Origin of the sequence: Rudanella paleaurantiibacter (assembly GCF_009184635.1) — a bacterium.
Classification (GTDB): Bacteria; Bacteroidota; Bacteroidia; order Cytophagales; family Spirosomataceae; genus Rudanella; species Rudanella paleaurantiibacter.
In genome coordinates, this window is record NZ_WELI01000001.1 from 265,506 (window position 1) to 278,097 (window position 12,592).

The following is a 12,592-nucleotide window of genomic DNA, read 5'->3' on the forward strand; positions in this document are numbered from 1 at the left end:
GACAAAATGTACAGTACAGAATAGCTAACGAATAAGCTGATAATCAGCAGAGTAATCTATTGGCCATTGTGCATTATTCATAGTACATTCACTTAGGTGCCCAGCATAGTGGTGCATCTAAACATTCATGGCTGGTCTGGTAAGCCACCCCCTCCTTAGTTCAAGGAGGGGGCAGGGGGTGGTCGACGGTCAACGCCAGCAGGCCCCGTACTAAGAGTCATTCTCAGACATGCCGACGGGTGAGGGCCAGTAGCAACAACGCTAATCCGCACAGCGTGCCTTCAATCAGCATCCATTGGTAGCCAAAATCGCCCAAAGGTCCTTCGGTTAGTTGGGTAATCAACCGCGACAGGGCGTATAGGCCACACAAAATAGCTACAAAAACCAGCCCTTGCCGGGGTTGCCGGGCGGCCAGATATACGAGCCAGAGTGCAATGGTCAGCCCGGCCCCGCCATACACGCCCCGGATAGAACTGTAGGCGTCGGGATTGGGTAAGTGTACGCCAACCAAGCTCATCACATCCTGCGGGTTGGCGAAAGCCATGCACGCCACCGACGCAATGCCGAAAGCCGTGAGGCCAATGAGCAGGCGGGTGCCAATGAGCAGAATAGGGCGTTGTGTATAGTGGGCTGAGCGTGCCGTTGACAAAAAAGTAATCATGATATATACCAGTTAGTGAACAGCGTAAAGTTGGATTTGGCCTTAGTGCCTGACCAGCCATACCTATCTGAAATGAGAAACGGAGCGATTCAACTGTGTAAAATACACGTATAGCTGGTAGGGTGATTTACGCCTAAATGAGTAAATAAGGTCGGGTTGCGTGATTTGGCCCGCAACGGCTATCTTTGAAAAAGTGGTGAGTTTCTGAGCAACCCCGCCTTTATCTTATTGAAAAAACCAAGTCAACTGATGGAAAACAGCGATAAGCAGTCGACCAATCCGAACAACCTATCCACGAATGCCCGTGGCGAAGCTACCCGCCGTTCGTTTCTGAAAACCCTCGGTGTGGGCGCGGCTGCCGTACCCGCAGCGCTCACCGGCGCCAATGCGGCACCTACCACGCAGTACCTGAATCTGGTGAAAAACCACGCCAGCACGGCGGCCAACAGCAAAATGCGACTCGCTCTCATCGGAACGGGTGGCATGGGCATTGGTGATACCCAAACGGCCTTGATGGTCGACGGGGTAGAGATGGTAGCTGCCTGCGACCTGTACGATGGTCGGTTGCGCCGGGCCAAGGAGCTTTGGGGCACTGGCCTGACCACCACCCGCGACTACCGCGAGCTGATCGACCGCTCGGATATCGACGTGGTTATCAACGCCACTACCGACCACTGGCACGAGAAAATATCGACCGACGCTATGCGCAAAGGCAAGCACGTGTACTGCGAAAAGCCGATGGTGCAAAAGGTTGAGGACGGCCATACCCTGATTAAAGTGGCGAAAGAAACCGGCAAGATTTTTCAGGTCGGTAGCCAGTTTGCCTCGTCGATCATCGTCTCCAAAGCAAAGGAACTCCTGAAAGCGGGCGACATTGGCGAGTTGGTTTTTGTCGAAGCGCAGTACGACCGGCACAGCGCGCTCGGTGCCTGGCAGTATTCTATTCCGCCCGATGCATCGCCCCAAACCGTCGATTGGGACACCTACCTCGGCAGTGCGCCCAAGCGCCCGTGGGACCCGCTCCGGTTTTTCCGGTGGCGCAATTATCAGGACTACGGCACGGGTATCGCCGGTGATTTGTACGTACACCTGCTCACCACCCTGCACACCATCACGGGCTCGCTCGGGCCCACGCGGGTGTACTCAAGCGGAGGAACGCGCTACTGGAAAGATGGGCGAGATGTGCCTGATATTCAGTTAAGTATCTACGACTACCCGAAGACGGCCGAACACCCGGAGTTCAACCTGACCACGCGTTCCAACTTTGTTGATGGTGGTGGCGGCAACTATCTGGTGCGTCTAGTAGGTACCGAAGGCGACCTTTCTATCGGTTGGGACAGCCTGACCGTGCGTAAGAACAAATTCCCGAAAGCACCGGGTATGTCGGTCGATAACTTCCCGAAAGACCAGAAGGAGCTGTTTGTGGCGGAGTACAACAAAATGTACCCAAACCGCCCCGAAATGGAAGGTCCGAAAGAGTTTAAGTACATGGTGCCCAAAGACTACAAAGGCGACCGGTATGAGCACTTCGTGAACTTCTTCGATTCGGTTCGCAGCAACAAGCCCAACATCGAAGACGCCACGTTTGGTCTTCGGGCGTGTGGCCCCACGCAGTGCGGCAACATCAGCTACTTCCAGAAGAAGATTGTTACCTGGGACCCTGTCCGGATGAAGATCGGTAACCCTGTGTAGTATACGTCTGGTTAGAAACAACGCCGGGCTGTGGTCGTCAGACTACAGCCCGGCGTTGTTTTGGGTATCAATTCCGGCTCCGTAGCGGCAGTATCTTATTTTTTATCAGCCGATTAAACGTTTACTACGCTCATCACTCTAAGAAATAAATGTCCCACAACAACAAGGTGATGAAACGAGCAGGAACATTCTGGATAGCGTTGGTTGGCGTTGCGCTCAACCTGGTGGGAATCGCCACCGCCTTTGCCCAACCGGGGTACGGCCAACCGGGGTACGGTCAACCTGGCTACGGTCAACCTGGCTACGGTCGTCCCGATTACGATCAGCCGGGGTACGGCCGTCCGGGGTATTACAACCGGCCGTACGACGACCCGTATGGCCCAAACGATGGCTTCTACGATGACCTGGCCCCCTACGGGCAGTGGGTCAACACGCCGGAGTACGGCACTGTCTGGATTCCCGATGTCGACCGGGGTTTTCAGCCCTACGTCAGCAATGGCTACTGGGTTATGACCGAGTACGGCAACACCTGGGTATCAAACTACGCCTGGGGGTGGGCCCCGTTTCATTACGGCCGCTGGTTTCTCGACCGGTACCAGCGCTGGGCATGGGTGCCCGGCTACGAATGGGCACCCGCTTGGGTTAGCTGGCGTTCGGGGGGCGGCTATTACGGCTGGGCTCCGCTGGGCCCTGGTCTCAATATCAACGTGAATGTCAACATTCCGCCGAACTGGTGGACGTTTGTTCCCCAAATGTACATTACCAGTCCGCGGCTGTATAGCTACTGCGTGCCCCGGCCCCGCGTGGTCAATGTGTACCAGAGCACAACCATCATCAACAACGTGTATCGGGTGAATAACCGCTCGTACAACTTTGGCCCTCGTCGCGAAGAAATTGAGTACGTAACCCGCCGGAATGTACCCGTGTACCGGCTTGAACACGGGGGCCGACCCGGCCGTGACGTGATTCGACAGAACTCGCTGGGGATGTACCGCCCTGATATGGACCGTAACCGCAACTGGCGCTCGGATGGAAACCGGAACGACGACCGGCGCGAGTACTCACGCGGTACATACACCCCTGACCCGCGCACTAACCGCCCCGAATATAACCGACCCAACTACGACAATCGGCAGTCGGGCCCACGGGGTGAGACGATGCCAGGAGGGCAAAATCGCAATCGTTACGAGCCCCCAACGCCCGATAAAATTGACCGGATAGAGTCGCCCCAACGGGCCTGGGAGCGGGCACAACGCCCAGAACCAGCTCCGCAACCGCAAACCGGTGAAGGGAGTCCCCGGCGCGACGATAACCGAAACCGTGATAACTGGCGTAATAACCAGCCGGGTGGGGGAGTGCCCGAAAACCGGCCCCGGTATGAGGCCCCCGGCTATAACCGCCCCGACGCCGGACAACCCGCGCCCGCCCGGCCCGAGTACAACCGCCCCAACCAGGAGAGCGGTCAACCCGATGGTGGGCGCACAGCTACCGGTGAGCAGCCGCAGCGGATGGGTGGCTTTGAACAACGCAACCGGGGTGGCGAACCAGCCCAGCCCGCACCCGCCGAAGGCTCCGGAAACCGGGGCGGTTCGCGCGGCCCACGATAAACAACCCCATTATTTAGTGAAGCCGAGTGCGAGACGGTAAGCCCTGTGGGTTTACCGTCTTTTTTGTAGCTCGTCGAGGAGGTAATCGAGGCCGTTAAGCCGAATCTCATACAGGGTTTGCAGAAGCATGCCAAGCTTACCGGCCGGAAACCCTTTCTGAGCAAACCACTCCAGGTATGATACGGGTAACTCACGCAAACGCAGGCCTTTGTACTTGCCAAAAGGCATCTGATAGTTCAGTAATTCGAGCAAAATTTCCGGGTTGCCGTGGGCGGCCTTGTCGTCGTTCATACATACCGGAAAGGCAACATAAGCGGGTTGGGTTCCCTGAGTGAATGCCATAAACATAAGTCATCCCGAATTTTAAAGTCTTGGTGTTTTTGGCTCAACGCTCGTTTTGATGCCCCGTAGGGGCCTAACATTGGTAGCCAACCCGAGCATGGACCCAAGACCAGAGCCCCGAAGGGGCGTAACCTTAAACAAGTTACGCCCCTTCGGGGCTCTGGTGTTCTGAGGAGACGTCTTTTCTACCAATATTGGGCCCCTGACGGGGCGTTCGAGTAAGGCATCTACCCCTAACCTAACATTCGGGATAACTCATGTTTATAAACCGGAATGAAAAACTTAGCTGCTCTTAATCAGTTATTTACCTAGGTGCTGTTACAGGTGTCTGCTGCATCTGTTGATTAAGTCGCTGAATTTCGTCGGCCTGCGACTGGGCTTTGAAATAGTAGTACAGACCAAAAACCAGAAAGATTTTCGACAGGATAAATACGGCGATAAAGGCCGGCCGCCAGTATTTATGCACCTGAATGTGAGTGTTGCTCACCTGCACATCTACGTAATCAGACTTGTCTTTGTGGGCGTCGTTTGTTTGTTGGTTGCTACGTCGCTCGTAGGGGCCTTCGTAAGGTTTTACGGCTTGCGGCTCGGTGCGGAGGGCGATCTGCTCCCGCAGGCTCGGCGGGGGCGGCACAAGTCCCTGCCCAAACTGAGCAGCCAATTGCCCCGACAGTTGAACCACGTACTGTTGTAGCTCAGGGTGGGTACTGATCATTTGCTCAACATCCCGCCGGTCGGTTTCCGAGACCAGATCTAGCAGGTAAGCTTCCAGAATGCCACTCGTTTGATATTCGCTCGTTTTCAATGTTGTGAATACAGTTAAGCCTGACGGAAAGCGATTGAGTAGTCGTGAATAGCCTTGAGAACCTCAGCTTTGGTAAGCTGTAGCTTCTCGGCAATAGCCTCGATAGAGTACCCCTGACGAAACGAAAGGTTGAAAACGGTATCGGGTAAATTGGCTTTAGCCGTATCGGGGTCAACCGTTGACGGGAGTGGTACACCCAGACGAGACTTGGCTTCCAGCGCTTTGGCCCGCGCCAACCGAATAATGGTAAGGGCCATGTTTCCGGTCGGATTCGGTACCTTCAGTAGGTCGGTCGATGTAAATAAGTCGAGCATTACCTCCTGTGCCTGAGGGGCCTGGGGTAATATCTGGAGAATAACGCCGTAAGCTATTGAACCGTAGCGATCATAAAGCGCAAGCTGTTCGGTAGGTTTAGTTATCACCGATGGTGTTGCTCTTTCCCATTCATTCATACTGCGATTGGTTATTCTGAAACGCTTACAAATGTCGATTAGTGGTAGAACCTAAGTACAGACCAAATGTTGAGCATTGAGCCATACAAAAATGACCTGCCCGATTCTTTGCTGCCTTTGTGTTCTAACTGGGTAATCTTTTATTGGGGTAGGGTGCGCAAAGGTACTACGGAAACAGTTTGATAAGTCAACTTGGCTCAATTAGGCCTCAATAGAGGTCATTTATTATCAAATTGGAGCCTTTCGGGGTAAAGTTGTATCTTTTTGGTAAATACAGTTTACTTTAGCGTAGGTTTACTTAGCAACCTATTCCCATTTTTGATAAAGTAAGGTGTTTATTCCTGTTTATACAAATTGTATAAATGCCAATACTTTAAATAAGGTAAGTTAGGGTGCTCCGGTGGCCGGATAAGGGTCTAATGCTGTGCGTCAGCACCTGTACCAGTAAGGGGCTTTTACCAGTTGGAGCGGAGGGGTGTAGTAGATGGCCTGATTGGATAGCTTACACCGTTGAAACCGGTTGCAACAGGCACCAACCCAAAATCGTCAAACTAATAATCAAACAGCGTATGCGAAGCCTTGTATGTATACTACTGATGGCGCTGACCGTATCGGTGCGGGCGCAGGGCCTGATGAGCAACCGGGACCGGGAGGTGGTGTTTCGGTCGGTGGCTGTGATTCCGATGGACGCCGAACGTGTACTCGAAAACCAGACGGTGGTTGTGCGCAATGGCCGCATTTCGGCGATGGGGCGCGAAGGTAGCGTTCGGTTTGCCAAAGATGCCCTGATTATCGACGGAAAAGGCAAATACCTCATGCCCGGCTGGGCCGAGATGCACGCGCATGTGCCGCCCATCGATGATATCGAACCGATGAAAGAGGTGCTCACGCTGTACCTGGCCAACGGCATCACTACCATTCGCGGGATGCTGGGCCACTCGCGGCACCTCGAACTACGGAGCAAAATCAAGGCGGGCGAGATTCTGGGGCCTCATTTTTACGCAACAGGGCCGTCGTTCAACGGTCAGTCGGTGAAAACGGCCGCCCGTGGTGCCCAAATGGTACGCGAGCAAAAAGCCGCCGGGTACGATTTTCTGAAACTCCACCCCGGCCTGACCAAAGAAACGTTTCCGGCCATTGCCCGCACCGCCAAAGAGGTCGGGATTCCGTTTGTGGGGCATGTGTCGTTCAATGTGGGCGTATGGCGGGCTATCGAAGCCGACTACTCTTCCATCGACCACCTCGACGGTTTCATTGAGGCCATTACGCCCGGCAGCGATACCCTCGCCGAGCCCGAAACCGGCCTGTTTGGGGCCTGGATTGCCCACCGCGCCGACCCGCGCCTGATTCCGAAACTAATTAAAGCCCTGAGCGACCGGCAGATTCATGTGGTACCTACGCAGGCTTTGGCCGAGCGGTGGCAGTCGCCATTGCCAGTGTCGGCGTACACGAGTGCCCCGGAAATGAAGTACATGAAGCCGCAGGAAATTCAGGGGTGGGTCAACGCTAAAAACAAATACCTGAGCGACCCCAACTTTCGGAAAGAAAACGCTGAAAAACTGATTCAGATTCGTCGGCAACTCCTGCTCGAATGCCAGAAAAACAACGTGCCGCTGTTGCTCGGCTCCGATGCTCCGCAGGTGTTCAATGTGCCCGGCTTCTCGATTCATCACGAAATGAAATACCTGGTCGATGCGGGACTGACCCCTTACCAGACCTTGCGGACGGGTACGGTAAACGTGGCTAAATACCTCAAAAAAGCGGATTCGGGGATGGTGAAAGCTGGTTTTGTGTCGGACCTGGTTTTGCTGAGTGGCAACCCTCTGACCGATATTGGCCAAACCCGCAATATCGAAGGGGTTATGATGGGCACTAATTGGCTTCCCAAATCCTACATTCAGCAGGAGCTTAAAAAGCTGGAGCGGTAGTAGCAGACCACCCCGCTCCAGCCACAACAAACGGGTTTAAAACATGGGCTCGTCGGCACTGGGGCCGTAGCTGCCGGGAATCGGAATATCGAGCAGGCGTAGATTAACACCCAACTGCGCCCGGTGGTGCACAATCTGCGAAAACGACATCCGAATCATCTCGCCTTTGGTGGTTTGACTCAAAATGGTGTCGCCCGAACGCAGCGTCCAGATGGGCTGGAGTTGCTCCTCGGTCACCGTTTCGAGGCTGGCGAGACCCTCGGCCAGTGATTTTTCGTGCAAGGCCAGTAAATCGGCGGTGCTATTGACGGTGGCGGGCTGGTAGGGCGACGTCTCGAAGTCAAGCTCGTCGGTATGCACGGCCAACTGTACCCAGGCTGGCAACTCGGCAATGTGGGTGGCCAGATTCCGCATGGTCATGCTTTTGGGGTGGGGTTGCCAATCCAGCTTATCGTTCGGAATCCGCTCCAGCATCTTGCGGGTGGTCTGAGCTTCCTGCTGCATTTCCTTCATCAAAGCATCTACGTGCGACATAATCTTTGGGGTTTGTTTTACCTTACAAAGGTCGCGGAGGGTGGTGACAGCCCTATGTCAGCAGGGTTTGTATGGGCTGAGGTTTATTCAAAAACGGCTCAGATCGTGCCCTCAAACAGGGTTTGAAGCATACGGGCAAACTCCGCCTGAATGGGGGCTTCAATCGCAACAGATTCACCCGTATCGGGGTGCCGAAACTCAATCCGGCTGGCATGTAACAGCATGGTATTCATGCCGAATTGCTCCAGAAACAGCTTGTTCTGCTTGTTGCAGCCGTGGGGCCGGTCGCCGATGATCGGGTGCATAATGTGCGCCATGTGCTTTCGCAGCTGGTGCATACGGCCCGTGGTGGGCGTCAGCTCAACGAGTGAGTAACGCGAGGTGGTGTGCTTACCGTGGGCCAACGGAATCTCGGTGCGCCGAAGTGTGCGCAGGTGCGTAACGGCCTCCTGCAACGGCCCCGGCCGACCGTTGTCATCGTCGCGACGGAGGGGGTAGTCAATCGTTTGGGTGTCGGGGGTGTAACCGCGCACAATGGCGAGGTACGTTTTATCGACCTGCCCCTCGGCAAACTGCACCTGCATAGCCGAGTTCATGGCTTCGGTCAGGGCAAACAGAAGTACCCCGCCCGTTTTGCGGTCGAGCCGGTGAACGGGGTACACACGCTGCCCCAGTTGATCGCGTAGAATCTGCACTGCAAACTCACTCACATCGCTCGCAATGGGCGACCGGTGTACGAGCAGCCCGTGCGGTTTGTTGACGGCAACGAGCGTTTCGGTCTGGTACAGAATGGGTAATGACTCGGTCATAAGGGAAGTGACAATGAATAATGTAAAAGAAGAATGGCTTATCCTGTTGATTATCAGGGTATTAATTTCATTCTACACTGTACGTTTCAATACTGGACATTAGATGTTGGACCTCCCTGTATAAAGGTAGTAAGTCTAAGGTGAGTTAAGGGTAAGATGCGTATCAATCAGCTGTTAAACAGATAGTTGCTGACGCGTAGGCCTTCGACAGGCTCAGGCTGACGGGCAGCTCGCAAATGTGTGGTCAGCCCGGACCGCGTGCGGTTGAGCCTGTCGAAGGCCTACGCGTCAGCAACTATCCATAATTCACGTTAAGTCTAACGTCCAGTGTCTGAAGTCCGAATGTCCGGTACTGAAACTGTACATTATTCATTTGATTGTGGCTGGGTCATAAGCTAAGCCGGAAAACCCGCACTGGCTTTGATTTCTTCAATTTGTTTGCGGTGCCGCTCGCCGTGGGCGGCAATGGTAAGTACGCCCTGGTAGCAATCGAGCCAGCCGAGGGCAATGTGCCGGATGTAATGCTGACGAAGGTCGGTGGCAACCGTCTCGACAAACGCGACCGTTTGGGCCCGCCCGGCATCGAAGGCCGCCAACGACCCGGCCGAATCCCCAAAACGCCCGGTCGGGACAAACGGGTCGGGGGCCGGAAACGAGACCGTCCGGCTCCGAACGGCCTTAATCACATCTACGTCGATTAGCCGGACATCGGCCCGTTTATCGGGGTTGGCGGGGTACGTCATGCCTTTCTGAATACCGGCAAAAAGTCCGGCTTCGACCAGAGCAATGTGTTCGAGGTTTTCGGCAATAGACCAGCGGTTGTCGGCTGGTTTGTAGTTCAGCTGAGCATCGGTCAGGCCCGCAACCGATTGGTGCAGGGCTTCGGCAGTGCTACGGAGGGCATCGAGTGCATAGGACCGTTGCTCGTTGGTAACAGGCCCCGTTACGGGCGTTGGTTCTAAATTTTGCATGATTGGTTTGTTTACGGGTGGAATACTCAACGGGCTACCTCGATTTTGTATTTTTTGCCTTTCATCTTTTCCTGACCTATTCGTCCCAGCAAACCCCGGACTTTATCGGCCCGCACGGCCGCAAATGAGATAAAATCCTGCACGTCGATACGGCCCAGGTCGCCTTTTTCCAGACCGCCTTTTTGGGAGAAAAAGCCTACGATATCCACCTTGTTGAGCTTGTTTTTACGTCCTCCGCTGATGTACACCGTCTGGAACTCGGGGGGCTTGGGCAGCGAAGCCTGTTGAGGCAGGGTAAACTCGGGCAGCGACCGGGGCAGAAAATCGGGCCGGGGCTCGTCGGTATGCAAAATCACATAGACCGTGCCCGACGTGGGCGCGCCCGACGTATGCAACCGGGCGGTGCGGCCGTTACGATGCACAAACTCGTGTTCTTTGAGGGGCAGGTGGTAGTGAATCACGTACTTCATTTCGGGAATATCGAGACCCCGAGCCGCCAAATCGGTGGTAATTAAGTAGCGCACACTGCCGTTCCGAAACCGGATCAGGGCCCGTTCGCGGTCGGGTTGTTCCATGCCCCCGTGGTAAACGGTTGTCAGAATACCGCGTTCGGCCAGCAGGTCGCGGGTGCGTTCGGCGGCTTCGCGGTGATTCAGGAAAATAATGGCGGGTTCGGAGTTGAGGGTACAAAGCAACCGAAAGAGCGTGTCGATTTTGTCTTTGTCGGGGGCATACACCACCTCGGTGGTCAGGGCGGGCGCGGCCGTTTCGGGGGCCTTGTGAATGACTGTTTGCGGGTTTTTCAGGCGAACAAAGCCCGGAATCTGAATGCCGTGCGTGGCCGAAACGAGCACCTGTTTGCGGAGCCCACTCAACTGCCCGACAATAAAGGCCATCTGATCGTGAAAGCCCAGTTCGAGCGATTTGTCGAACTCATCGAGTACCAGCACCTGCACACGACCCGCGTCAAACGAGCCCCGGTCGATATGGTCGGCAATGCGGCCGGGTGTGCCAATGAGCAGGGCGGGTGGGTTGCTCAGGTTTTTGATTTCGGTTTCGACCGAATGCCCGCCGTAGCAGGTATTTACTTTGAAGCCGGTGCCCATCGTTTTCCAGACCTGCTCAATCTGGAGCGCCAGCTCACGCGAGGGAGCCAGCACCAGGCATTGTACGCCCGTTTGGTCGGGCCTGAGTAGCCGCAGCACGGGTAGCAGAAAGGCGACCGTCTTGCCCGAACCCGTCGGGGCTATAAGCACCGTATCCGAATCGTTCCCGATGGCCTGCCCGGCGGCTTCCTGCATGGGGTTGAGTGCTGCAATGCCCAAATTGGCCAGCACTTGCCCTTGTCGTTCATTCGTCATACCCCAAAGGTAGCTAAAGTGAAAGAGCGAACGAGTGCGGGCCGCACTCGTTAATGCCGTACCTTTGCAAACTCGCTCCAACAACACAACTATGACGTTCGACGAACTGAATCTGAACAAACCCCTGCTCAACGCCCTGGCCGACCTCGGTTATTCGCACCCGACAACGATTCAGCAGAAGGTGCTGCCCGTGGCTATGTCGGGCCGCGATGTGTGCGGCATTGCTCAGACCGGTACCGGCAAAACAGTGGCGTATTTGCTGCCTTGCCTACGTCAGCACCAGTTTTCACCGGCCAAAACGCCCCAGATTGTCATTCTGGTGCCTACGCGTGAGCTGGTGGTGCAGGTGGTCGAGACCATCACAGCCCTGACGGCCTACATGAATGTGCTCACAGTGGGGGTATACGGCGGGGTGAACCTCAAGCCGCAGGCCGCTCAGGTGCAGGCCGGGGCCGATGTGGTGGTGGCCACGCCCGGCCGATTAGTCGATTTGCTGGCGAGTGGGGTGCTCAAGACCAAAGCCCTCAAGCGGTTGGTGATTGATGAGTTCGATGAAATGCTCAATCTGGGATTCCGGGCGCAGCTGACGGCTATTCTCGATCTGTTGCCCCCCAAACGGCAAAATCTGCTGTTTTCGGCTACCCTCACGCCCGAGGTCGAAGCCCTGATGGATACGTTTTTCAACGACCCGGTACGGGTAGAGGCCGCACCGGTAGGCACCCCGCTCGAAACCATTGAGCAACAGGGCTACGCCGTTCCGAATTTTTATACCAAAGTAAACCTGCTTCGGTTGCTGCTCAACCGCCATGCCGACATGAGCAAGGTGCTGGTGTTTGCCGCTACTAAAGAGCTGGCCGATGAACTGTACGACGAACTGGCTCCTTCGCTGCCCGATCAGGTAGGCCTTATTCACGGCAACAAGGCCCAAACGCACCGGTTCGAGGCCGTAGAGCGGTTTAAAGATGGCCGGTATCGGTTGCTGATTGCCACCGATATTGTGGCGCGGGGTATCGACGTGGCCGAGGTGTCGCACGTGGTTAATTTCGATTTGCCCGACGAACCCGAAAACTACATTCACCGGATTGGCCGCACCGGTCGCGCCGACCGCCGGGGTACGGCCCTGTCGTTTATCCGGCCCGCCGACGAGCCCCTGCAAACCGCCATCGAAGCGTTTATGAAACAGCCTATTCCGATGTTGCCCCTCCCCGACGACCTCGTGGTGGTAGACGAACTGGCTGATCATGAGCAACCCAACATCCGCATGAAAACGCTGGAGCCCAAGGTGGCCCGCATTCGGGAGTCGGAGTCGGCGTTTCAGGAGAAGATCGACAAGAATAAAAAAGTAAACGTCCGGCGGGATTATGAGGCTGAGAAACGGAAAAAGTACGGCCGGCCCATCAAACGCAGTGGTAAAAAGTAACACACGTGTC

12 protein-coding genes are annotated in these 12,592 nt (G+C 55.4%); 4 read left to right on the forward strand and 8 right to left on the reverse strand.

The features are described 5' to 3' along the window. Positions 1 to 223: 223 nt before the first annotated feature. Positions 224 to 661, reverse strand: coding sequence for a DUF4345 domain-containing protein (locus F5984_RS01100; protein WP_152122017.1), 438 nt, complete (start codon positions 659 to 661; stop codon positions 224 to 226). A gap of 249 nt (positions 662 to 910) precedes the next feature. Between F5984_RS01100 and F5984_RS01105 the strand changes: the two genes are divergently transcribed. Together F5984_RS01105 and F5984_RS01110 are read left to right on the forward strand one after the other, a co-directional pair. Continuing rightward, complete coding sequence (locus F5984_RS01105; RefSeq protein WP_152122019.1) at positions 911 to 2,353, forward strand: Gfo/Idh/MocA family protein; 1,443 nt, start codon at positions 911 to 913, stop codon at positions 2,351 to 2,353. A gap of 170 nt (positions 2,354 to 2,523) precedes the next feature. After that, positions 2,524 to 3,960: a DUF6600 domain-containing protein gene (locus F5984_RS01110; RefSeq protein ID WP_246168754.1), complete on the forward strand. Its 1,437-nt coding sequence runs from the start codon at positions 2,524 to 2,526 to the stop codon at positions 3,958 to 3,960. A gap of 51 nt (positions 3,961 to 4,011) precedes the next feature. On the opposite strand, the gene F5984_RS01115 is transcribed toward F5984_RS01110, so the two are convergent. The 3 genes from F5984_RS01115 to F5984_RS01125 form a co-directional block, all read right to left on the reverse strand. Then, positions 4,012 to 4,251 (reverse strand): DUF3820 family protein, encoded by a 240-nt coding sequence (locus F5984_RS01115; RefSeq protein ID WP_152123112.1) that lies wholly within the window; start codon positions 4,249 to 4,251, stop codon positions 4,012 to 4,014. A 355-nt stretch (positions 4,252 to 4,606) separates the two neighbouring features. Then, positions 4,607 to 5,107, reverse strand: coding sequence for a hypothetical protein (locus F5984_RS01120; protein ID WP_152122023.1), 501 nt, complete (start codon positions 5,105 to 5,107; stop codon positions 4,607 to 4,609). A 14-nt stretch (positions 5,108 to 5,121) separates the two neighbouring features. Next, on the reverse strand, positions 5,122 to 5,559 hold the full coding sequence (locus F5984_RS01125; RefSeq protein WP_152122025.1) for an RNA polymerase sigma factor: 438 nt from the start codon (positions 5,557 to 5,559) through the stop codon (positions 5,122 to 5,124). A gap of 569 nt (positions 5,560 to 6,128) precedes the next feature. Between F5984_RS01125 and F5984_RS01130 the strand changes: the two genes are divergently transcribed. Beyond that, positions 6,129 to 7,487 (forward strand): amidohydrolase family protein, encoded by a 1,359-nt coding sequence (locus tag F5984_RS01130; protein WP_152122027.1) that lies wholly within the window; start codon positions 6,129 to 6,131, stop codon positions 7,485 to 7,487. 36 nt (positions 7,488 to 7,523) lie between these two features. Here the strand turns inward: F5984_RS01130 and F5984_RS01135 are convergent, their stop codons facing one another. The 4 genes from F5984_RS01135 to F5984_RS01150 all read right to left on the reverse strand — a co-directional run bounded on the left by F5984_RS01135 (position 7,524) and on the right by F5984_RS01150 (position 11,162). Continuing rightward, positions 7,524 to 8,021, reverse strand: a complete 498-nt coding sequence (locus F5984_RS01135) for a DinB family protein (protein WP_152122029.1) — start codon at positions 8,019 to 8,021, stop codon at positions 7,524 to 7,526. 98 nt (positions 8,022 to 8,119) lie between these two features. Further along, complete coding sequence (locus F5984_RS01140) at positions 8,120 to 8,830, reverse strand: pseudouridine synthase (protein WP_152122031.1); 711 nt, start codon at positions 8,828 to 8,830, stop codon at positions 8,120 to 8,122. A 395-nt stretch (positions 8,831 to 9,225) separates the two neighbouring features. After that, the gene (locus F5984_RS01145; protein WP_152122033.1) at positions 9,226 to 9,801 is read right to left on the reverse strand and encodes a DinB family protein; all 576 of its coding nucleotides are present in this window, start codon (positions 9,799 to 9,801) and stop codon (positions 9,226 to 9,228) included. A 26-nt stretch (positions 9,802 to 9,827) separates the two neighbouring features. Then, the gene (locus F5984_RS01150) at positions 9,828 to 11,162 is read right to left on the reverse strand and encodes a DEAD/DEAH box helicase (RefSeq protein ID WP_152122035.1); all 1,335 of its coding nucleotides are present in this window, start codon (positions 11,160 to 11,162) and stop codon (positions 9,828 to 9,830) included. 91 nt (positions 11,163 to 11,253) lie between these two features. Here F5984_RS01150 and F5984_RS01155 point away from each other — a divergent pair, with 91 nt between their 5' ends. After that, positions 11,254 to 12,582 (forward strand): DEAD/DEAH box helicase, encoded by a 1,329-nt coding sequence (locus F5984_RS01155; RefSeq protein ID WP_152122037.1) that lies wholly within the window; start codon positions 11,254 to 11,256, stop codon positions 12,580 to 12,582. Positions 12,583 to 12,592: the final 10 nt, after the last annotated feature.